At 51.4% G+C, this 22,691-nt stretch carries 19 protein-coding genes; 6 read left to right on the forward strand and 13 right to left on the reverse strand.

The features are described from left to right. Positions 1-144 precede the first annotated feature (144 nt). The 4 genes from fdhE to fdnG are packed head-to-tail and all read right to left on the reverse strand — an operon-like array spanning position 145 to position 5,668. On the reverse strand, positions 145-1,074 hold the full coding sequence (gene fdhE, locus QUE74_RS24270; protein WP_000027715.1) for a formate dehydrogenase accessory protein FdhE: 930 nt from the start codon (positions 1,072-1,074) through the stop codon (positions 145-147). Further along, positions 1,071-1,706 carry a formate dehydrogenase cytochrome b556 subunit gene (fdoI, locus tag QUE74_RS24275; protein WP_000829013.1) on the reverse strand — a complete coding sequence of 212 codons (636 nt, stop codon included), beginning with the start codon at positions 1,704-1,706 and terminating at the stop codon, positions 1,071-1,073. The genes fdhE and fdoI overlap by 4 nt, the downstream gene beginning before the upstream one ends. Then, complete coding sequence (gene fdoH, locus QUE74_RS24280) at positions 1,703-2,605, reverse strand: formate dehydrogenase O subunit beta (RefSeq protein ID WP_000331377.1); 903 nt, start codon at positions 2,603-2,605, stop codon at positions 1,703-1,705. The genes fdoI and fdoH overlap by 4 nt, the downstream gene beginning before the upstream one ends. 12 nt (positions 2,606-2,617) lie before the next feature. After that, positions 2,618-5,668: a formate dehydrogenase-N subunit alpha gene (gene fdnG, locus QUE74_RS24285; RefSeq protein ID WP_015953878.1), complete on the reverse strand. Its 3,051-nt coding sequence runs from the start codon at positions 5,666-5,668 to the stop codon at positions 2,618-2,620. Positions 5,669-5,861: 193 nt separating this feature from the next. Here fdnG and fdhD point away from each other — a divergent pair, with 193 nt between their 5' ends. Then, complete coding sequence (gene fdhD / locus QUE74_RS24290; RefSeq protein WP_000753612.1) at positions 5,862-6,695, forward strand: formate dehydrogenase accessory sulfurtransferase FdhD; 834 nt, start codon at positions 5,862-5,864, stop codon at positions 6,693-6,695. A 152-nt stretch (positions 6,696-6,847) separates the two neighbouring features. Beyond that, positions 6,848-7,903 (forward strand): YiiG family protein, encoded by a 1,056-nt coding sequence (locus QUE74_RS24295; protein WP_001361119.1) that lies wholly within the window; start codon positions 6,848-6,850, stop codon positions 7,901-7,903. A gap of 55 nt (positions 7,904-7,958) precedes the next feature. On the opposite strand, the gene QUE74_RS24300 is transcribed toward QUE74_RS24295, so the two are convergent. The 4 genes from QUE74_RS24300 to QUE74_RS24315 are packed head-to-tail and all read right to left on the reverse strand — an operon-like array spanning position 7,959 to position 12,675. Next, entirely contained in the window at positions 7,959-9,707 is a 1,749-nt protein-coding gene (locus QUE74_RS24300) for a putative frv operon regulatory protein (RefSeq protein WP_000931328.1), read from the reverse strand. Continuing rightward, positions 9,707-10,777, reverse strand: a complete 1,071-nt coding sequence (locus tag QUE74_RS24305) for an aminopeptidase (protein ID WP_001019505.1) — start codon at positions 10,775-10,777, stop codon at positions 9,707-9,709. Before QUE74_RS24305 ends, QUE74_RS24300 begins: the two co-directional genes overlap by 1 nt. After that, a complete protein-coding gene (locus tag QUE74_RS24310; protein WP_000446002.1) occupies positions 10,767-12,218 on the reverse strand; it encodes a PTS fructose-like transporter subunit IIBC in 1,452 nt (483 codons plus the stop codon). The genes QUE74_RS24305 and QUE74_RS24310 overlap by 11 nt, the downstream gene beginning before the upstream one ends. A gap of 10 nt (positions 12,219-12,228) precedes the next feature. Next, positions 12,229-12,675 (reverse strand): PTS fructose transporter subunit IIA, encoded by a 447-nt coding sequence (locus QUE74_RS24315; RefSeq protein ID WP_000729615.1) that lies wholly within the window; start codon positions 12,673-12,675, stop codon positions 12,229-12,231. 476 nt (positions 12,676-13,151) lie between these two features. Here QUE74_RS24315 and QUE74_RS24320 point away from each other — a divergent pair, with 476 nt between their 5' ends. Then, positions 13,152-14,546 (forward strand): carbohydrate porin, encoded by a 1,395-nt coding sequence (locus tag QUE74_RS24320; protein WP_000749927.1) that lies wholly within the window; start codon positions 13,152-13,154, stop codon positions 14,544-14,546. A gap of 40 nt (positions 14,547-14,586) precedes the next feature. Here the strand turns inward: QUE74_RS24320 and rhaM are convergent, their stop codons facing one another. The 4 genes from rhaM to rhaB form a co-directional block, all read right to left on the reverse strand. Next, a complete protein-coding gene (gene rhaM, locus QUE74_RS24325; RefSeq protein ID WP_000619503.1) occupies positions 14,587-14,901 on the reverse strand; it encodes an L-rhamnose mutarotase in 315 nt (104 codons plus the stop codon). 9 nt (positions 14,902-14,910) lie between these two features. Then, complete coding sequence (rhaD, locus tag QUE74_RS24330) at positions 14,911-15,735, reverse strand: rhamnulose-1-phosphate aldolase (RefSeq protein ID WP_001179714.1); 825 nt, start codon at positions 15,733-15,735, stop codon at positions 14,911-14,913. An 82-nt stretch (positions 15,736-15,817) separates the two neighbouring features. After that, positions 15,818-17,077 carry an L-rhamnose isomerase gene (gene rhaA, locus QUE74_RS24335; RefSeq protein ID WP_286331875.1) on the reverse strand — a complete coding sequence of 420 codons (1,260 nt, stop codon included), beginning with the start codon at positions 17,075-17,077 and terminating at the stop codon, positions 15,818-15,820. Further along, the gene (gene rhaB, locus QUE74_RS24340; protein ID WP_000144034.1) at positions 17,074-18,543 is read right to left on the reverse strand and encodes a rhamnulokinase; all 1,470 of its coding nucleotides are present in this window, start codon (positions 18,541-18,543) and stop codon (positions 17,074-17,076) included. Before rhaB ends, rhaA begins: the two co-directional genes overlap by 4 nt. A gap of 287 nt (positions 18,544-18,830) precedes the next feature. Here rhaB and rhaS point away from each other — a divergent pair, with 287 nt between their 5' ends. Continuing rightward, on the forward strand, positions 18,831-19,667 hold the full coding sequence (gene rhaS, locus QUE74_RS24345) for an HTH-type transcriptional activator RhaS (protein ID WP_000217153.1): 837 nt from the start codon (positions 18,831-18,833) through the stop codon (positions 19,665-19,667). Between the two features lie 73 nt (positions 19,668-19,740). Then, the gene (rhaR, locus tag QUE74_RS24350; protein WP_001361122.1) at positions 19,741-20,589 is read left to right on the forward strand and encodes an HTH-type transcriptional activator RhaR; all 849 of its coding nucleotides are present in this window, start codon (positions 19,741-19,743) and stop codon (positions 20,587-20,589) included. On the opposite strand, the gene rhaT is transcribed toward rhaR, so the two are convergent. Further along, entirely contained in the window at positions 20,586-21,620 is a 1,035-nt protein-coding gene (gene rhaT / locus QUE74_RS24355; RefSeq protein WP_000063508.1) for an L-rhamnose/proton symporter RhaT, read from the reverse strand. The genes rhaR and rhaT overlap by 4 nt on opposite strands. 284 nt (positions 21,621-21,904) lie before the next feature. Here rhaT and sodA point away from each other — a divergent pair, with 284 nt between their 5' ends. Then, positions 21,905-22,525, forward strand: coding sequence for a superoxide dismutase [Mn] (gene sodA / locus QUE74_RS24360; protein ID WP_001355349.1), 621 nt, complete (start codon positions 21,905-21,907; stop codon positions 22,523-22,525). Positions 22,526-22,691: the final 166 nt, after the last annotated feature.

The following is a 22,691-nucleotide window of genomic DNA, read 5'->3' on the forward strand; positions in this document are numbered from 1 at the left end:
ATCGATGTGTTGGCGGGAAGAATGAGGCCAAACAGGCACTAACAGCATAGTCTTGAATGGGTAACGCGGAATACGAGAGATGGTGTCGTCATACCCTATGAACTGTAATCCGGGCGACCAGCGCCACCCGGAAAACGTCAGAGATTACTCCCCTTCACCCGGAAACAGGAACGGGTTAATGGAACTGCGGGCGTAGCCTTCTTGCTCCATTCGCGCATCCAGTACCAGAGAGGCGAGGTCATCTGCCACGGCTTCAACTTTCGGTTCTTTTTCCTGATAAAGAATCTTAAGGTAAGTGCCACAGTCATCGCAGCTTTCGGCTTTAATCGCGGCCTGTTCGTCATCCAGCGACCAGTAATGCAGTTTGCCGCTCTGTTCACAGTTGCTGCATTTTACGCGCACTACGTGCCATTCAGTTTCACACAGGTTGCAGTGCAGGTAACGCAGACCCTGAGTAGTGCCAATTTGCACCATGCTGGACACCGGCATAGAACCACAAACCGGGCAATATTGACGTTGTTCGCCGTATTCAGCGCGGGCTTTGCCAGGGATCAGATTGGCCATCTGCGCCCAGTAGAGCGACAGTGCAGCCCAGATAAACGGCGCTTTATCGCTGCTGACGGACGAGAAATCAGAGGCAAACAGTGCGCTGGCCATATCTTCCAGCTCCTGGCTTGATGCCTTCTCCAGATTCTCAATCACTGCCAGCGCCGGGCCGCTCATTTCAGGTTTCAGCTCAGCAATCATTGCCATCAGCAGCTTTTGCCAGTGCTTATCACGCGGCAAAACGTGAATATCCAGCGGTGGCTTGCCTTGTGCGCTGGCTTCTTTAATGCGCGCGGTCAGATCCATCTCCAGCGGATGGTCGTACAGCACCACTTCCTGGGCGTGGGCGATAAGCGCAGCAAAACGCAGGTAATCACCCAGCGGATTATTTTCTGCCAGCTCGCGCAGACGTTCAGCGCGGCGGTTGTATAAATTTTTGAGCCGAGGGAACAATAACGGCGGAATCATATCCGCCGTACGTTTCTCGCTCGAACCCAGCTCATCTTGCGGGATTATGCGAATACTCATTCAGCTTTCTTTTCCGTTGTCTTGCGGACCTCACGGTACCAGCGTGGGTGATGTTTCTTCGCCCATGCGCTGGTAACCCATCCTTCCACCATGGCGGTAATCGTGCCTTTCACCCAAAGGGCGGCGTAGATATGCACCATGATAACCACAATTAACGCCACTGCGGCAAATGAATGCAGCATTAACGCGAATCGGATCACCGGGATTGAGAAAGCAGGCGCAAAATAAGGACGCCAGATAATCACACCGCTCACCAGCAGCAGGACCAGGAAAATAATCGCCGCCCAGAAAACGCATTTCTGACCGAAGTTATAACGCCCGGTGTCACCTACTTCCTCGTTGACGACGATCTTACGAATATTCTTCGCCCAAAAGATATCATCCCGATTGATTAGGTTGTGATGCCAGTAACGGAAAAACATGATGATGAACGAGGCAAACATAACCACGCCGACAAACGGGTGCAGAATTCGCGCCAGCTGCGGTGTGCCCATGATTTGCATCAACCAGTTGAAGGACGGGAACAAAAAGCCCAGCCCGCTCACCGCCGCCAGGATGAAGCAGAAGGCGGTGATCCAGTGGTTGATACGTTCCGGCGCGGTGTAGCGCACGATGGTGTCACGTCGTTTCATTTGCGCTCCTCGTCTTTCTCTTCGTGCAGATTATTCTCTTCCTCATCCGCACGGTTCGGACCGACACCCACGTAGTGGAAGATACTGGCTGCGAAGGTAGCCGCAAAGCCAACAGCTGCGAGCGGTTTCCAGATGCCTTTCCAGAATTTCACGGTTTCGCTGATTTCCGGGTTCTCCGGCAAGCCATGATACAGATTCGGCTTGTCAGCATGGTGCAGCACGTACATAACGTGTGTACCACCCACGCCTGCCGGATCGTACAGACCCGCATTGTCGTAACCACGGGTTTTCAGCTCCGCCACGCGCTCGCTCGCCAGCGTTTTCATCGACTCTTTCGTACCGAAGTGAATCGCGCCCGTTGGGCAGGTCTTCACGCAGGCCGGTTCTTGCCCAACCACCACGCGGTCAACGCACAGTGTACATTTGTAGACGCGGTTGTCTTCCGGGTTGAGGCGCGGAATGTCGAACGGACAGCCCGCAATGCAATAACCGCAGCCGATGCACTGCTCGGACTGGAAGTCGACGATACCGTTGGCATACTGAATAATTGCTCCTTCCGCCGGGCACGCTTTCAGGCAGCCTGGATCGGAACAGTGCATACAGCCGTCTTTGCGGATCAGCCATTCCAGTTTGTCGTTCTGCTCCACTTCCGAGAAGCGCATTACCGTCCACGATTTGGCGCTTAAATCATTGGGGTTGTCGTACACCCCAATGTTATTGCCGACGGTATCGCGAATGTCGTTCCACTCTGAACACGCCACCTGACAGGCTTTACAGCCGATACAGGTGGTGACGTCGATGAGTTTCGCCACTTCTTCCTGGAAGTCCCGCGCCTGAGGCGCGGGGGTCAGACCGTTAGTCGCGGAACGACGAATGATATCTTGAGATTGATAAGCCATATGTCGTCTCCGTTACACCTTTTCCACATTCACAAGGAAGGATTTAAACTCCGGCGTCTGCGTGTTCGCATCACCAACGAATGGCGTTAACGTATTGGCAATAAAGCCTTTTTTCGCAACACCTTCATAGCCCCAGTGAATCGGAATACCGATGGTATCGATATCTTTGCCATTCGCTTTCAGCGTGCGAATACGTTTGGTCACCACCGCTTTGGCTTTGATATAGCCACGGTTGGAGGAGACTTTCACGGTATCGCCCTGGGCAATGCCAAGTTTATTCGCCAGCGACTCACCGATTTCCACAAACTGCTCTGGTTGCAAAATCGCGTTCAACAGCGCGTGTTTGGTCCAGTAGTGGAAGTGCTCGGTCAGACGATAGGTGGTTCCGACATACGGGAACTTATCGGCTTTACCCAATGCTTCGGCGTCGTCTTTAAAGATACGTGCAGCCGGGTTCGAGATAACGTTTGGATGCAGCGGGTTAGTTCCCAGCGGCGTTTCAAACGGCTCGTAGTGTTCCGGGAACGGACCTTCCGCCATCTTATCGAGGGCAAACAGACGCCCCATGCCTTCCTGCTGCATGATAAACGGCCCGACGCCACTGCCCGGAGGTGCTGCGCTGTAGTCCGGAATATCCCAGCCGGTCCACTTAGTGCCGTCCCATTTCAGCAACTGACGCTTCGGATCCCACGGGTTACCCTGCGGATCTGCGGAGGCGCGGTTATACAGAATGCGGCGGTTAAGCGGCCATGCCCATGCCCAGCCCAGCGTGTTACCGAGGCCAGACGGATCGGCGTTATCACGGCGTGCCATCTGGTTGCCCTCTGGCGTCCAGCTACCGGCGAAAATCCAGCAGCCACAGGAGGTGGTACCGTCATCGCGCAGTTGTGCGAACGAGCTAAGTTGTTGGCCTTTCTTGACGATAACCGCACCGGTTGCCGGATCGGTAATATCGGCCAGCGCCTTACCGTTGCTCTCCATCGCTACTTCTTCCGACTTCGGCTCATGCGGAATGGCGTAGTTCCAGGTCATGTTCAGCACCTGGTCCGGGTTCGCGCCACCCTGTTCGGCGTACATCTTGCGCAAGCGCAGGAAGATACCGGAGAGGATCTCGCCATCAGTCAGCGCAATCCCCGGGGCGTCCGCACCTTTCCAGTGCCACTGCAACCAGCGACCGGAGTTAACGATTGAACCGTTCTCTTCCGCGAAGCAGGTCGATGGCAGACGGAACACTTCGGTCTGGATCTTCGACGAGTCCACTTCGTTCAGCTCACCGTGGTTCTGCCAGAAGTTAGAGGTTTCAGTGTTCAGCGGGTCGATAGTGACGAGGAACTTCAGTTTCGACAGACAACCGATCACTTTGTTTTTGTTCGGGAATGAGGCAACAGGGTTAAAGCCCTGGCAGATATAGCCATTGACCTTGCCCTCTTTCATCATCTCGAAGTATTGCAGGACGTCGTAGCCTTTATCCCACTTCGGCAACCAGTCAAAGCCCCAGCTGTTTTCTGCCGTCGCTTTATCACCAAAGAAGGCCTTCATCATGGAGACGAAGAATTTCGGGTAATTGCCCCAGTAGTTAACCTGGCCTTCCAGCAGCGGTTTCGGCGTGTTGGCGGCAAGGTAGGTTTGCAGATCGGTCTGCTTCTCGCTTGGCAGCGTCATGTAACCTGGCAGGCTCTGCGACAGCAGCCCCAGGTCCGTCAGCCCCTGAATGTTGGAGTGACCGCGCAGGGCGTTAACGCCGCCGCCTGCCATCCCCATATTGCCGAGCAGCAGCTGGATCATCGCCATCGTACGAATGTTCTGCGCACCAACGGAGTGTTGCGTCCAGCCGAGCGCGTAAAGGAACGAGGCAGTTTTATCGTGAGCACTGGTTTCGGCGATGTATTCGCAGACTTTCAGGAACGCGTCTTTCGGCGTGCCACAGATGTTTTCAACCACATCTGGCGTATAACGGGAAACGTGCTGTTTCAGCAAGTTCCACACGCAGCGCGGATGTTGCAGCGTGGTATCGCGTTTGGCGAAGCCGTTTTCGTCCAGTTCGTAAGTCCAGGAGGATTTATCGTACTTGCGTTTTTCCGCGTCGTAGCCGGTGAACAGGCCATCTTCAAAGCCGTAATCCTCACGCACGATCAGGCTGGCGTTGGTATAGGCTTCGGTGTATTCGCGGTTGAATTTTTCATTGTTCAGCAGGTACAGCAATACGCCTGACAGGAAAGCAATGTCAGTACCGGAACGAATAGGGGCATAGTAGTCAGCCACCGCCGCCGTACGCGTAAAGCGAGGATCGATCACAATCAGCTTCGCGCCGTTGTGAATTTTGGCTTCCATCGCCCAGCGGAACCCGACCGGGTGAGCTTCAGCGGCGTTACCGCCCATCACCACGACGAGGTTGGCGTTCTTGATGTCGACCCAGTGGTTGGTCATCGCACCGCGACCAAATGTTGGAGCAAGACTTGCTACCGTTGGTCCGTGTCAGACACGCGCCTGGTTGTCGACCGCGAGCATACCCAGCGCGCGGGAGAATTTTTGCGTTAAATAGCCGGTTTCGTTACTCGACGCGGAAGCACACAGCATCCCGGTGGAGAGCCAGCGGTTAACAGTCACGCCTTCGGCGTTTTGCGCAATGTAGTTAGCATCGCGGTCTTCTTTCATCAGTTTGGCAATGCGATCAAACGCCTCTTCCCAACTGATTTGCTGCCATTTATCAGAACCTGGCGCACGGTATTCCGGAAACTTCAGACGGCTTTCGGAGTGGATGAAATCCACCAGGCCAGCGCCTTTCGGACAAAGTGCACCGCGGTTGACCGGGTGATCCGGGTCACCTTCGATATGGAAGATAGATGCTTTGGCGTTTTTTGCTCCGTCACCGAGGCTGTACATCAACAGCCCACAGCCTACGGAACAATAGGTGCAGGTATTACGGGTTTCGCGGGTGCGCAGCAGTTTATACTGCCGGGTTTCCGCGAGTGCTACGCTGGGTGCAAAACCCAGTGCCGCTGCCGTGGTGCCTGCCATACCGCCAGCGCAGATCTTAAAGAACTGCCTTCTGCTGACCTGCATGGATTGCTCCTTGTTTCGACATTGTCACGTCCCATTTACATTCGCTTGCTGCTTGTGCAGGGAGTGGGAGTTATTTTTCTTTGCGGAAGGGGCCGCAAAGGTCCAGAATTGGCTCAATTTCCCTCCATCCAGGAAGGGTTTGTAACAGAATACCATAATGTTGGTGTGTGTGTTCTTATCCGGTTAATAGAAAGTGAAAAAAACACAGCAAAAAGAAATCAAAAATGTGACAAATGTCACAGGTGTTCGTCAAATTGAGTTATGGCGGCGTGACGATTTACAACACCCACGGTTAGATGAGGTGGCGGAAGAGGTTCCCGTTGCGCTGGTCTACAACGGCATTTCGCATGTGGTGATGATGGCGTCGCCCAAAGACCTTGAATACTTTGCGCTCGGTTTTTCGCTTTCCGAGGGGATTATCGAAAGTCCGCGCGATATCTTCGGTATGGATGTCGTTCCTTCCTGTAATGGTCTGGAAGTGCAAATTGAGCTTTCCAGCCGCCGCTTTATGGGGTTGAAGGAGCGTCGTCGGGCACTGGCGGGACGTACGGGATGTGGCGTGTGCGGCGTGGAGCAACTTAATGACATCGGTAAACCGGTGCAGCCGCTGCCGTTCACTCAGACATTTGATCTCAACAAACTGGATGATGCATTACGCCATCTCAATGATTTCCAGCCAGTGGGGCAACTGACTGGTTGTACTCACGCCGCTGCCTGGATGTTGCCATCTGGCGAACTAGTAGGCGGGCATGAAGACGTGGGTCGCCATGTGGCGCTGGATAAACTGTTAGGCCGCCGGTCACAAGAAGGGGAAAGCTGGCAGCAAGGTGCGGTGCTGGTTTCCAGTCGTGCCAGTTATGAAATGGTGCAAAAGTCAGCGATGTGCGGCGTAGAAATTTTGTTTGCGGTGTCTGCCGCGACCACGCTTGCCGTAGAAGTGGCTGAGCGCTGTAATTTGACGCTGGTGGGCTTTTGTAAGCCGGGTCGGGCAACGGTTTATACCCATCCGCAGCGTTTGAGTAATTAATTAAAATAAGTCCTGCGATATATATTAAATTGCAGGACTTATTCATTTCGTGAATTTTATCGTTTTATTTATAAACAAAACGCGTGTAGTGGCATTTTCTTTTTTCCTTTATTATGTTTACTCTCTTATCTATATATTTATAAGGCAATTAAATGAAAAGGAATTTATTATCTTCCGCTATTATAGCCGCCATCATGGCTCTCGGTATCACGGGTTGTGATGATAAAAAAACCGAAACAGAAACGCCCCCGCCTGCCAATAGTCAACCTGCCGCACTAGCTCCTGAAGCGAAACCTACTGAAGCTCCCGTTGCAAAAGCAGAAGCTAAACCTGAAACACCTGCGCAACCGGTGGTGGATGAACAAGCGGTTTTCGACGAAAAAATGGATATCTATATCAAGTGCTACAACAACTTACAGATTCCTGTACAGAGCAGTCTGGCGCGTTATGCTGACTGGCTGAAAGATTTTAAACAGGGCCCTACCGGTGAAGAGCGTACTGTTTATGGTATCTACGGTATTAGTGAATCCAACCTCGCTGAGTGTGAAAAAGGCGTAAAAAGTGCTGTGGCGTTAACGCCTGCGCTGCAACCTATTGATGGCGTGGCGGTGAGTTATATTGATGCTGCCGTGGCGTTGGGTAATACCATTAACGAAATGGATAAATATTACACCCAGGAAAATTATAAAGACGATGCGTTTGCGAAAGGGAAAACGCTGCACCAGACATTCTTAAAAAATCTTGAAGCCTTTGAACCTGTAGCAGAATCTTATCATGCGGCGATTCAGGAAATTAACGATAAGCGTCAGCTTGCGGAACTGAAAAATATTGAAGAAACAGAAGGAAAAACATTCCACTACTACTCCCTGGCAGTCATGATTTCAGCGAAACAAATTAATAACCTGATTTCGCAAGAGAAGTTTGATGTTGATGCGGCAATGAAGAAAGTCTCTGAACTGGAAACGCTGGTGGCGCAGGCCAAAGAAGCGGATAAAGGCGGTATGAATTTCTCGTTCATTAATTCGGCAGACCAGTATCAACTCGAGGCTAAAAAATATGTTCGCCGCGTCAGAGATAAAGTTCCGTATTCTGACTGGGATAAAGAGCAACTTCAGGATGCAAACACAAGCTGGATGGTCGACGACTCATTTCCGCGAGCGTTACGCGAGTACAACGAAATGGTCGATGATTATAATCGCCTGCGTTAAATGTTTTTGATTTTGGTGATAAATGCAGTGTCGGATGCGGCGCATCCGACACAGTTCACCCCTTGTGAAGTAACTCCATAAATGCCTCATATCCTGTTAACCCGGCAATAACCTCTGCCGGATGCTGGCACAATACGCTGGCAAGATAGCTAAATATTTTTAGCTCATGACGCGCATCGGCGGCGGCACAGGCGATCAGCACATGGTTAATGACTTCGTTATTCACCTCAACCGGTTGGGCGAGGGTAATAAAAAATCCACGAAAACGTCGTTCCTGTTCGCTCCAGCAATGTGGGATGGCGAGACGATTAACAATCAGGTTTTCGCCTTCGCTTTCGCGGGCGATGATCCGTTGTGCTTCATCGGCGGTAATGTGGTGTTGCGTCACTAATTGCGCACATATTTGCCGGGTAATATGTTGCCAGCTTTCACCACGTACATTCGAATAATGAAAACTTCCGGGGGCAGAAAAAAAACGCTCCGGTTGCTGGCGAATAAATGCCGTCGCCAGAAAATGTTTTATTTGTTCGATACCGGCAGCCGTAATGATATTTTTTACGATGATGCAATTATTGACCGCGTCATCCAGTAAATAATGGCTGTTATTAATGATCAATAACGGCTCAATCTCTTCGCGAATGGCAACCAGTTCGCTTACGCTGCGGGCAATAATCACCCGACAATTCAGGACATCGCGCTCAATGGCGAGCTGATTAATAGTGGCAATCGCGTTCTGATCAGAGAGCAAAATGATCGGCTGGCGTTCGTTTTGATGCCGTTCCAGCGCACAGGCAAAATACAAACCAATCAGATCGCTGTCGAAAAGGGGAATATCGAGTTGTTCACGCAGTAGCGTAATAAAGTGCAGACTCATATCAAAGGCCGCAGGCCAGGCGGCTTTCAGGTTATTCATGCTGCTTTGGCGGTGCTCTCCAATCCACACCGGCGCGGCAAGGCAACGTAATAAATGCCCGGTAATATTCTCAACCAGTTGCGTATCAATAATATTCAATGACGCAATGCCCGGCACCCTTTGCAGCAATGCCAGCACATTATCGACACAAATAACCTGCGCCTGTTGATGCTGTTTTTCTATCAACCCCGTCAACGTTCTTACAGCGTTATCACCAAGAAACAGGCCGCTATATTCAACAATCTGTTTTATCTCGCTACCGGGATATTCAGGCCATGTGTCAGTAAGCTGATTACGCAACGCGTAAATAGCCAGAATCAGGCTTGAGAGATAGTCGCCTTGCATCAGCGGCCAGCGACGTTGCTTTTCGCAGGCGGTGGTTAATTGTTGAAAATTGTCTCGTGTTACTCCCGACAGCGGAATTAAAAACGGATCTTTGCGTAAAAGATTCGCCAGCAAAATAATGCGTTTCTCTTCTGTCTCATCAATGAAATGGCCCAAACCAGGGCGACTAGCGAGACAAAAACCGCGTTCATAGCGCTGTTTCAGGCGGGGCAGGCGCTCTGCTACCCACGTTTCTGGCAAATTAAGCGCCGAGGCGAGTTGCGCACGGGGAGTAAAGGTATTCAGTAATAACAGCGCCAGCAGCCGATCGTCGTTATCGTGCTTTTGCAGCAACTGAAAAAAGCTGCGGCGCTCGAAGATTTCCAGCTGATAGCCCGCGTTGCCACTGGCGGAAATGCGGGCTTTGCCGTTAAGGGTAAAGTTGAGATAGTCAATATCACGCAGGATGGTCCTGCCAGAAACGCCAGTCTGTTGCGCCAGCTCGCCAGGCGTGCGTGGCTGTTGCTCCAGCAGATCGACAATCTTTAACTGGCGTTCGTTTAGCATTAATCCACCTGACGGAACTGGCTAAACGCGTTGACTTTCTCCGCGGTTAAAGTGGTCAGAAAATCCCTTATCAACGTGAGCAGAGCATCGTAATCGGCTTTTGAAATCATACCGCTATTGGCGTGCAGATAACGCGTTGGCAGGCACAGCGCGACAACCGGACGCCCGCCGCCCATCACGTTGTAGCGCCCGCCATCCGTCGCACCGGTTTTCATAGTGGAAAATTGCAGCGGTAAATCATTCTGCGTGGCACAGCTTTTTAACGCTGCTACCAGTTTCTGGTTGGGGAAGTAGCGCTTGTCAAACAGCATCAGCCCCGGCCCGTTGCCCAGTTTCAGCGGATATTTAATGTTATCAATGCCTGGAACATCGCCCGCGACAGCGGTATCCAGCACGATCACCACATCCGGTTTAATGTGTTCAGCCGAGGTTTGCGCCCCGCGTAGCCCAACTTCTTCTTCCACACTGCCAACGCCATACAGCGTAATTTCGGGGTTATTCACCGTCTGCAATAGCTCAGCCATCATTGCGCAGCCGATGCGGTTATCCAACGCCTTGCCGACCACTTTATCTTCGCCCCAGCAGGCAAAATTGGCTTCCGGGCTAATAAAATCGCCAATTTCCACGCCACGTTTTTCCGCTTCTTCGCGACTGTTTGCGCCAATATCAATGAACATCTCATCAAATGACAGCGGTTGTTGCTTTTGCTTTTCGGTTAACGCATGTGGCGCGACGGAGCCAATTACACCAGGGATTTTCACTCCCTTGTGTGTGCGTATGGTTACCCGGTGGTTGAGCATCGACTGATTCCACCAGCCGCCAATGGTGGTAAAACGCAGAAAACCGCTCTCGTCGATGTGGGTGACCATAAAGCCGACTTCATCCATATGCCCGACAACGGCAACTTTCGGCCCTTTATTCCCCTTACGGGCAACAAAGCTGCCCAGACCATCGAAGGTGATCTCATTCACGCAGGGTTCCAGCGTGTTCATCAGAATGTCGCGAACTTCCTGTTCATCGCCGCTGACGGCGCTGGCTTCGCACAACTGTTGCAGTAACTCAATGTTCATGGACAAGCTCCTGTTGCGCAGCTTTGGCTTTGCGGCGTAACCATAATCCTTTCAGGACGATAATGAATGAAATGTTCAGCGCGAGGCCAATCGCCAGCACCAGATAAAATGAACCTACCGGCGACATCAGGCCGATCAGCGGGTCAAAGATACCCAAACCCGGTGCCAGCCGTTTGATTCCGAAAGTGATCACCAGCACGCCGGTAATACCGCCCGCCAGCGTGTTGGCGGTAATCATCGGTAACGGAGCGGCCAGAGCGTAAGGAATAGCCGGTTCGGTTGCGACTGTGGCACCGACCACAATGGCACTACTGGCGGCTTCTTTTTCCTGTTGAGTAAACAGTTTGGGCGCAATGAACGTCGCAAGACCCGCCGCGACAGGCGGCATTAGCGCGACAACGCCGACGATGGCGTACCAGTCGTAAATGTGTTTTTCCAGCAGTGAGAAGCAGAAGAACCAGGCGGTTTTGTTGATGGGGCCGCCCATATCGAACGCCAGCATCGCACCGACCAGAAACGCCGCCGCAAACTTCATTGATGGAGGGATGGTGTTCAGGAAGTGCAGCAGCCCGCCCATGAGATCGGACATCACCGGTCCGATAACGTAGTAAGTCAGTACGCCAAAAACCAGCAGAGTAACGAACGGGATAAGCATGGAACCGAGCAGCGGTTGTAACGCTTTGCCGAGACGGACTTTACGGAACCAGAAGACGAAATAGCCAATCGCCAGCCCCAGCACCACCGCACCGAGGAAGCCCGCGCCAGACTGGGTGCCGAGCAGGGCTTTGTCGTTCGCCAGATAGCAAACCAGAAACGCCGGAGCGAAAGCGGGTTTATCGGCTATCGACGAGGCAATATAAGCGCCCATGATGGGGATCATAAAGGTGAAACCGAGATAACCGATGGATTCAACCACCCAGGTAAACGACGGCGCACCTTTCGACATATCGGTATACGGCAAACCGAACTGCACCAGCATGTTGGCAAGCGCCACCAGGATACCGCCACCGATGACAAACGGCAGCGCCGCAGAGACGCCCGCCATCAGATGGCTCATTACGCTGCCACTTTGCACTTCCTGTTTGCCGAGCTTCACGCCGCTATCTGCGGCAAAAAGTTGTGAGTTTGTCGGCAATTCACTGAAAATATGGTCGATATTTTTCAGTGCCTGAGAGATGGCAATCTCATACACCTTTTTCCCGGCAAACCGCGCGCGATCGTCACCGCTCAGGCCACGCCCGGTAGCGAGAATGACATAATCGGCAGCGGCAATCTCTTCGCAGGATAAGCGGTTTTCAACGCCGCTTGACCCTTGAGTTTCCACTTTAATGGTATGGCCGAGAGAACGGGCTTTCTGTTCCAGGGCTTCCGCCACCATGTAGGTGTGAGCGATCCCGGCGGGGCAGTTGGTGATCGCGACAATACGTAAGGATGACTCCATCGCCACTTCCTTATGAGCTGAGGGTTTGATTTAACAAAGCAAGCACCTGGACGGCGTCGCCTTGTCGCAGTTGGTTGATAAAATCCTGGTGGATAATTTTGCGACACAGTGTGCCGATGATTTTGACCTGATCCTCTTCGCCACTTTGCGGCACGCCGAGGCAGATCCAGCAATTGACGTCTTCGCCATCGCTGGCTTTCCAGTCAATGGCCTGCGCTTTGCGAGCGAATAATACGAACGGTTGTTTAACACAGGCGCTTTTACCGTGCGGCACGGCGACACCGGAACCAAATCCCGTGGAGTGCATTTTTTCGCGCAGCAGCAGGGTTTGCAGGAATTGATGTGAGTCGGTGATAAAACCGTTTTGTAACGCTATTGTCGCTAACTGCTTCAGAACGGAATAAGTGCCATTGCCCTGAATATTCAGGTCAATACAGCTTGCAGTAAGTGCTGCCATTATTGGACTCCATGAAAAAATATTATAGTTAATTGTAACGGCGGGGCGGTTTTGTGATGAGCGCGGATATGTCGTGAAGTCGTGACAATATAAGGCAGAGTGAAGGATAAATTTTGCGGTGTAAGGCACATATTGATGGGAAAAATAAATGCAGTGAATAAAAAATCATTATTTAATGATGTTGTGAATGTTTAACTGCCGCACATATTTTGCAGCAAGGTTATTTATATTTGTGGTTTATGAGTCAGCGTGAATTATATCTAATATTTTTTACGATATTTAGTTAAAAACGGCACTATTGTTATATTCCTCACGTTCCAGGAAATCAGCGGATTTACTCATATTATGCAGCGGGATACTATCCATCGGCCTGCTGAAGTTGGATTAAAAAATCGAAAGTGCACACCTTATATTTCTCTATATACGTATTCCTTTTGGAAAGCGTAGGGTCTCTTTTATTTCAGGGAACGTAAATAATGAAAAAATCGACATTATCTTTAGCCATCGGTTTATTATTGGCATGTAGTACCGGAATGGCAAAAACACAGCATTTAACGCTGGAACAACGCATGGCATTGCTGGAAGAACGCCTGGAAGCGGCAGAAATGCGGGCAGCAAAAGCAGAGGGGCAGGTAAAACAGCTGCAGACACAACAAGCCGCTGAGATCCGCGAAATTAAGGCTGCCCAGGGCAATACGCCGGTAAATGGACAGACAACGGCGGAATCTGCAAAGAAAAATTCCACCTCACCTAATCTTTTGCTCTCAGGTTATGGCGATTTAAAAATCTACGGCGACGTAGAATTTAATATGGATGCAGAAAGTAATCATGGCCTGCTGGCAATGACCAACGCTGATGTGAATAGTGATCCCACTAATGAACAGTGGAATCTCAATGGTCGTATTCTGTTAGGTTTTGATGGTATGCGAAAACTGGATAATGGTTATTTCGCCGGGTTCTCCGCACAACCGCTGGGGGATATGCACGGTTCAGTAAATATCGATGATGCGGTATTCTTCTTTGGCAAAGAAAACGACTGGAAGGTCAAAGTAGGCCGTTTTGAAGCCTACGATATGTTCCCGCTGAATCAGGATACCTTTGTTGAACATTCCGGTAATACTGCGAACGATCTTTATGACGATGGCAGCGGTTATATCTATATGATGAAAGAGGGCCGCGGGCGCTCTAACGCTGGCGGTAATTTCCTCGTCAGCAAACAACTCGATAACTGGTATTTTGAATTAAACACGTTACTTGAAGACGGAACATCTTTATATAATGACGGTAATTATCATGGACGCGATATGGAGCAGCAGAAAAATGTTGCTTATCTGCGTCCGGTAATTGCCTGGTCGCCGACGGAAGAATTCACCGTTTCCGCAGCGATGGAAGCGAACGTAGTAAATAATGCTTATGGTTATACCGATAGCAAGGGTAATTTTGTCGATCAGTCCGATCGTACCGGCTATGGTATGAGCATGACCTGGAATGGCCTGAAAACGGATCCGGAAAATGGCGTCGTGGTTAATCTTAATACCGCCTATTTAGATGCTAATAATGAAAAAGATTTCACTGCCGGGATTAACGCGCTGTGGAAACGTTTCGAGCTGGGTTATATCTACGCGCACAATAAGATTGATGAATTCAGCGGTGTAGTTTGTGATAACGACTGCTGGATTGATGATGAAGGGACGTACACCATTCACACCATTCATGCGTCTTATCAGTTCGCTAATGTGATGGATATGGAGAACTTTAATATTTACCTTGGTACTTATTACTCCATTCTGGATAGCGACGGTGATAAAAAACACGGTGATGATACTGATGACCGTTACGGCGCACGCGTTCGCTTTAAATACTTCTTCTGATGAAGGCGCGGTGCTGGATATTTTCCGGCACCGCAACTCATTAAGGCAGGTAAAACACTTCTTGCAGCTCGCTACTGACTGGGCTGTTATCCGGGTTAGCTGGCATAACGTCGGTCATATACTTCCACCAACGTTGGCAAACATCAGTACTGGCTACCGCATTCCACCGTTCTTCAGATTCAATCTCTACCGTGGCAAACAGCAGATTACGCGCTTTGTCGAGGTAAATGGCGTAGTTATGCGCACCGTGAGATTTCAACACTGCTTCCAGTTCCGGCCAGATTGGATTATGCCGACGCTGATACTCTTCGTGGGCGTCGGGGTTAACCTGCATGACAAAGGCTTTGCGGATCATGTTTGCTCCTTACAGCGCCAGCGCACTGGCTAGTGGTGTAACGCCGAAACGCTGGCCGAGTGCTATCAGCTCTTCACGACTGATGGTCTGTTTCATGCCGCCCATCGAATAAACCTTCACTAATACTTGTGCTGATTTTTCTGCGGTGTCGATTAAACCGAATGTTTCATCCAGTGTCGGACCGCTGCCGAAGACGCCGTGGAAGGGCCACAACACCAGCGAATGTTTTTGCATTTCCTGTGCGGTCGCCTGGCCGATTTCGTCCGTGCCGGGCACCATCCACGGCAAAATGCCGACGCCATCCGGGAACACTACCAGACACTCGGTGCTGCCTTCCCAAAGCTGGCGAGTGAAGAGCGCGGTGTCGTTTTCCAGTACGTAGGTAAGGGCGATCAGGTTGGTGGCGTGGCAGTGCATGATCACCCGATCTTTACCGTTGGTGGCTTTAATGCGCTCGCAGTGGGAAAGGAAGTGAGCCGGAAGTTCAGAGGTTGGAACGGCTTCGTGAGTTAGCCCCCAGAGAATGTGGTAGCCCGCGCCGTCGCTGTCGACTTTTACGACGCCTAAGTTAGCCGCAGGATCAAGCTGGACGTTACGAAAGAATTTGCCGGAGCCGGTGACAATAAACGGTGTATTTGCCAGTAAAGGCATGGGCTGGCTGAGCGGGATATAGCGCGGTTGTGCATGAAAGTTGTCGTGATAAGGCGCGATATCGGCGTCATCCAGGCGCAGCGTCAGGTTACCACCATTGCGCTCGTCCCAGCCTTTCAGCCAGGCGTCGGTGGTGGCTTTGATCATTCCCTGGGCAAACCAGGACTGAGTAATGTTTTGCATGTTCTGTGTTCCTGTAAATTCGGTGTTGTCGGATGCACGACCCGTAGGCCGGATAAGGCGCTCGCGCCGCATCCGGCAGTGTTTACCCACGCTGGCTCAAAATTTCTTTTTCATAAGCCCGCACGCTCTCCAGCCATTCTCTACCTGCTGGGGTATCGTGACGCTGACAATACATTTCCCACACCGCCTGCCACGGCAACGATTTCTGCTCTTCCAGTAGCGCCAGACGCGCAGTGTAATCGCCAGCTGCTTCCAGCTTGCGCAGCTCAGCGGTAGGTTCCAGCAACGCACGCAGCAGGGCTTTTTTCATATTGCGTGTACCAATGACCCACGCGGCAATGCGGTTGATAGAGGCATCAAAGAAATCGAGACCGATATGTACCCGGTCGAACAGATCGTGACGAACAATCTCACTGGCAATCGCCTGAGTTTCATCATCCAGTAGCACTACGTGATCGCTGTCCCAGCGAACCGGACGGCTGACGTGCAGCAGCAACTGCGGCACATACAGCATGGCGGCGGAAATCTTGTCGGAAATCACTTCAGTTGGGTGGAAATGTCCGGCATCCAGGCACAGCGCCGTCTGGCGGCTGGTGGCATACCCCATGTAAAACTCATTGGAGCCAACCGTGTAGCTCTCCGCGCCAATACCAAACAATTTGCTCTCAACGGCGTCGATATGGTGCGCCGGATCCAGCTTCTCGCTGATCACCTCATCCAGTGCTGCCAGTAAACGCTGGCGCGGGGCGAGACGGTCAACGGTGATATCTTTCATGCCATCCGGGATCCAGATGTTCATCACCGACGGTGTGCCGAGTTGCTCGCCAAAATAGGCTGAAACACGGCGGCTGGCTTTGCAGTGATCAATCCAGAACTGGCGAATGCTGTCGTCGGCATGGGAAAGCGTAAAGCCATCGGCGCTTAGCGGATGCGAAAAACAGGAGGGGTTAAAATCCAGACCGAGCTGATTGGCTTTCGCCCATACAACCCAGTTTTTGAAGTGCTCTGGTTTAATTTGGTCGCGCGCGACTGGCGTGTCTGATTCCAGATAGATGGCATGTAAATTAAGCCGTTTCGGCCCCGGAATCAGCCGCATAGCTTGTTCCAGATCGGCACGTAGCTCGCTGGCATTACGCGCTTTGCCCGGATAATTGCCAGTAGCCTGAATCCCACCGGTCAGCGAACCTTCCGGGTTTTCAAAACCGGAAACATCATCGCCCTGCCAGCAGTGCATTGAAACGGGTAAACGATCAAGTTGGCGCAGCGCCTCCTCGACATCAATCCCCACCGCCGCGAAACGCTGTTTCGCCAGCTCCCAGGCCTGTTCCAGTTGAGTGGTCATGCGCAAAGCTCCTTTGTCTGTCGTGTAGAGTGAATCTGCGCCACATAGTGGGCAATTTCACTGTCAGGATTAGGGGTAAAGGTGGTCAGATTCGCGGTGGTGCTGACGACCTGACGGAAATCATCCACATTGTTGAGTTCATCCAACGTCATTAACTGGATGCCGATATTGCCGAGCGTCGAGGCTTCAACAGGCCCGGCGATCACCCGAATACCGCAGGCATCAGCACATAACTGGTTGAGCAGCGCGTTCTGGCAGCCACCGCCGACAATATGCAGTTGTGAGAAATCTTCACCGCGCAGTTGCGCCAGCTCATGCAACACATCGGCATACAGCAGCGCCAGACTGTCGAAAATACAGCGCGCCAGTTCAGCATCACTTTCCGGGATTGGTTGCGCCGTTTCCCGACACGCAGCCTGAATTTCGCTGCACATCTCGTCAGGATTAATAAAGCGATCGTCATTGGGATTGATGGTGAAGCGGCAAGCCGGCAGTGCCTGTGTCGCGGCGATAAGCGCCGGAAGATCGTTGATTTTCCGCTCCTGAAGCACCCGCTGAAGCAGCCATAAGCCCATAATATTTTTCAGCACCCGATAGCGACCTTCCGCCCCGCCTTCATTGGTGATGTTGGCTGCCAGCGCTGTGTCATTGGTGAATGGTGTCTGGCTTTCGAAGCCCATCAATGACCAGGTGCCAGAAGAGAGATACGCAGCGCGGGAACCGTTTAACGGCGAGGCGATAACCGCGCTGGCGGTATCATGGCTGGCAACGGCGACGACAGGAATTGCATTACCTTGCGGGCAAATCCAGTGACCAATGACATTACCCGGATGTGTCGGGCGACCAAACCAGGCTTTGTTGGCCCCGCTCCACGCCAGTAGCGTTTCGTCCCAGTCGTCGCTATTGATATTGACCAGTTGCGTGGTGGTGGCGTTGGTATATTCCCAGTTCATCTTGCCGGTCAGGCGATAACTGAAGTAATCCGGCATCAGCAGAGCGTGAGCAATGTGTGGAATAAGCTCAGGTTGTTGCTCCGTCAGCGCACGCAACTGATAAAGCGTATTGAAGGGTAGAAATTGTATGCCGCTACGCTGATAAATATCGCGTTTGCCGAGTTGCTGTTGTGCCTGCGTCATCAGACCATGGGTGCGGCTATCGCGATAAGCAACGGGCAGACCCACACGCTTACCCTGTAGGTCGAGCAGCACAAAGTCCACGCCCCAGGTATCAATCCCAATGCTATCGATACGAATCCCTTGCTCGCACACCTTGTTTAATCCAAGGCGAATGGCACTTTCCAGGCTATCCACATCCCAGGTGACATAACCGTTCTGGCTATGCAGGCCATTGTTAAAACGATGGATTTCGCGCAGCGTCAGGCTGCGGCATTCACACTCGTAACGCGCCAGCATCACGCGCCCACTGGATGCGCCGAGATCGACGGCGACACAATTGCGAAAGGTCATAATGTGATCCTGCTGAATTTCATTACGACCAGTCTAAAAAGCGCCTGAATTCGCGACCTTCTCGTTACTGACAGGAAAATGGGCCATTGGCAACCAGGGAAAGATGAACGTGATGATGTTCACAATTTGCTGAATTGTGGTGATGTGATGCTTACCGCATTTCCTGAAAATTCACGCTGTATCTTGAAAAATCGACGTTTTTTACGTGGTTTTCCGTCGAAAATTTAAGGTAAGAACCTGACCTCGTGATTACTATTTCGCCGTGTTGACGACATCAGGAGGCCAGTATGACCGTATTACATAGTGTGGATTTTTTTCCGTCTGGTAACGCGTCCGTGGCGATAGAACCCCGGCTCCCGCAGGCGGATTTTCCTGAACATCATCATGATTTTCATGAAATTGTGATTGTCGAACATGGCACGGGTATTCATGTGTTTAATGGGCAGCCCTATACCATCACCGGTGGGACTGTCTGTTTCGTACGCGATCATGATCGGCATCTGTATGAACATACCGATAATCTGTGTCTGACCAATGTACTGTATCGCTCGCCGGATCGATTTCAGTTTCTCGCCGGGCTGAATCAGTTGCTGCCACAAGAGCAGGATGGGCAGTATCCGTCTCACTGGCGCGTTAACCACAGCGTGTTGCAGCAGGTGCGACAGCTGGTTGCACAGATGGAACAGCAGGAAGGGGAAAATGATTTACCCTCGACCGCCAGTCGCGAGATCTTGTTTATGCAATTACTGCTCTTGCTGCGTAAAAGCAGTTTGCAGGAGAACCTGGAAAACAGCGCATCACGTCTCAACTTGCTTCTGGCCTGGCTGGAGGACCATTTTGCCGATGAGGTAAATTGGGATGCCGTGGCGGATCAATTTTCTCTTTCGCTGCGTACGCTACATCGGCAGCTTAAGCAGAAAACGGGACTGACGCCTCAGCGTTACCTGAACCGCCTGCGACTGATGAAAGCCCGACATCTGCTACGCCACAGCGAGGCCAGCGTTACAGACATCGCCTATCGCTGCGGATTTAGTGACAGTAACCACTTTTCGACGCTTTTTCGCCGAGAGTTTAACTGGTCACCGCGTGATATTCGCCAGGGACGGGATGGCTTTCTGCAATAACGCGAATCTTCTCAACGTATTTGTTCGCCATATTGCGAATAATCAACTTCGTTCTCTGGCCGAGGTAGCCACGGTGGCGCATCAGTTAAAACTTCTCAAAGATGATTTTTTTGCCAGCGACCAGCAGGCAGTCGCTGTGGCTGACCGTTATCCGCAAGATGTCTTTGCTGAACATACACATGATTTTTGTGAGCTGGTAATTGTCTGGCGCGGTAATGGTCTGCATGTACTCAACGATCGCCCTTATCGCATTACCCGTGGCGATCTCTTTTACATTCATGCTGACGATAAACACTCCTACGCTTCCGTTAACGATCTGGTTTTGCAGAATATTATTTATTGCCCGGAGCGGCTGAAGCTGAATCTTGACTGGCAGGGGGCGATTCCGGGATTTAGCGCCAGCGCAGGGCAACCACACTGGCGCTTAGGTAGCATGGGGATGGCACAGGCGCGGCAGGTTATCGGTCAGCTTGAGCATGAAAGTAGTCAGCATGTGCCGTTTGCTAACGAAATGGCAGAGTTGCTGTTCGGGCAGTTGGTGATGTTGCTGAATCGCCATCGTTACACCAGTGATTCGTTGCCGCCAACATCCAGCGAAACGTTGCTGGATAAGCTGATTACCCGGCTGGCGGCCAGCCTGAAAAGTCCCTTTGCGCTGGATGAATTTTGTGATGAGGCATCGTGCAGTGAGCGCGTTTTGCGTCAGCAATTTCGCCAGCAGACTGGAATGACCATCAATCAATATCTGCGGCAGGTCAGAGTGTGTCATGCGCAATATCTTCTCCAGCATAGCCGCCTGTTAATCAGTGATATTTCAACCGAATGTGGCTTTGAAGATAGTAACTATTTTTCGGTGGTGTTTACCCGGGAAACCGGGATGACGCCCAGCCAGTGGCGTCATCTCAATTCGCAGAAAGATTAATTCGCCATGCCCATGCCGACGATGTTGGCGGCGACAATAATCACCACACAACCGAGGCTCAACACCGTTACCGGACGGCGACCTGCATTGTTCCACTCTTTCAGCACCAGCCCAACTATACCGCCGCACAATACATAGAAGCTCATATGCAGCATCCAGCTGATGTAGTCATACTGCGCCGGAATGCGGGCGTGGCCCCAGGCATAGAAAAAGAATTGCAGATACCACATCAAACCGCCCAGTGCCGAGAGTAACACGTTGTGAATGATCAGCGGTTTTGCCAGTGAAAAGTCGGCTTTTAGCGACAAATCTTTCACTTTTGCCAGACGAATAAAACAGAAACCGAGGTTGATAATTGCGCCACCGCCCATGATGACAACATAGCTTGGCAGAGCGACATACAGTGGATCGACGCCTAGTGCGGCAGCGGCTTCATGCATCGGTTTTGCGGCGTTCATCGCAAAGGACATCCCGGCAGAGAAAATGCCGCACATCACCGCCAGCACCAGCCCTTTTTTCAGGTTGAACTCTTCGGCTTTTATGCCCATCTTGCGCTCTTTCAACTGCCCGGCGCGAGTTACAATCCCTACGCCAATCAGCGCCACCAGAACGCCGAGCAACGTCATGCGTCCGCCTTCGGTATTAATCAGAACATCGAAATTGCCGTTGATAATTGGCGTCATCAGCGTACCGACAATCAACGTAATGCCAATGGCGATGCCAATTCCCATCGACATGCCGAGATAACGCATGGTCAGGCCGTAGTTGATATTACCGATCCCCCACATAGCACCGAACAGAAAAACAGGCAGCAGTGTAGAGAGACTAAACGAGCTGTAATACGCCCAGAAATTCGGTAGTAACAGGGCGCTGATGGCCCACGGCAGAATAATCCACGAAACAATCCCACCGACTGACCACATGGTTTCCCATGACCATTTTTTTACTTTTTTGAACGGCGCGTAAAAACAGGCTGCACTGGCCGCGCCGATCAAATGCCAAAATATCCCCATCGTAATCGCGTTACTCATCTTCTTATCCTCATCATTTTTCGTCGCGTCACATCTCCGACGAGATGAGTGTAAAAATCGTGCTGTCGATTAACCTTTCGCCTGTTGCCGCCGTTGTCGATTTACTGGCAATCACGGCATTAAGTGGGTGATTTGCTTCACATCTCGGGCATTTTCCTGCAAAACCATACCCTTACGAAAAGTACGGCATTGATAATCATTTTCAATATCATTTAATTAACTATAATGAACCAACTGCTTACGCGGCATTAACAATCGGCCGCCCGACAATACTGGAGATGAATATGAGCTATACCCTGCCATCCCTGCCGTATGCTTACGATGCCCTGGAACCGCACTTCGATAAGCAGACCATGGAAATCCACCACACCAAACACCATCAGACCTACGTCAACAACGCCAACGCGGCGCTGGAAAGCCTGCCAGAATTTGCCAACCTGCCGGTTGAAGAGCTGATCACCAAACTGGACCAGCTGCCAGCAGACAAGAAAACCGTACTGCGCAACAACGCTGGCGGTCACGCTAACCACAGCCTGTTCTGGAAAGGTCTGAAAAAAGGCACCACCTTACAGGGTGACCTGAAAGCGGCTATCGAACGTGACTTCGGCTCCGTTGATAACTTCAAAGCAGAATTTGAGAAAGCGGCAGCTTCCCGCTTTGGTTCCGGCTGGGCATGGCTGGTGCTGAAAGGCGATAAACTGGCGGTGGTTTCTACTGCTAACCAGGACTCCCCGCTGATGGGCGAAACTATTTCTGGCGCTTCCGGCTTCCCGATCCTGGGCCTGGATGTGTGGGAACACGCTTACTACCTGAAATTCCAGAACCGCCGCCCGGACTACATCAAAGAGTTCTGGAATGTGGTGAACTGGGACGAAGCAGCGGCACGTTTCGCGGCGAAAAAATAATCATTTGCCGCCTGCTGCAATGAGGCGTTTACGCCGCATATCAGCTTAAAAAATGAACCATCGCCAACGGCGGTGGTTTTTTTGTGATCAATTTCAAAATAAAAACAATTATCCGATAAAAATAAAACAGTGTTTCAATTGATGTGGTTTTGATCACTTTTATTGA

The organism is Escherichia sp. 10290 (assembly GCF_030295155.1).
In the GTDB taxonomy this organism is placed as follows: domain Bacteria; phylum Pseudomonadota; class Gammaproteobacteria; order Enterobacterales; family Enterobacteriaceae; genus Escherichia; species Escherichia coli_F.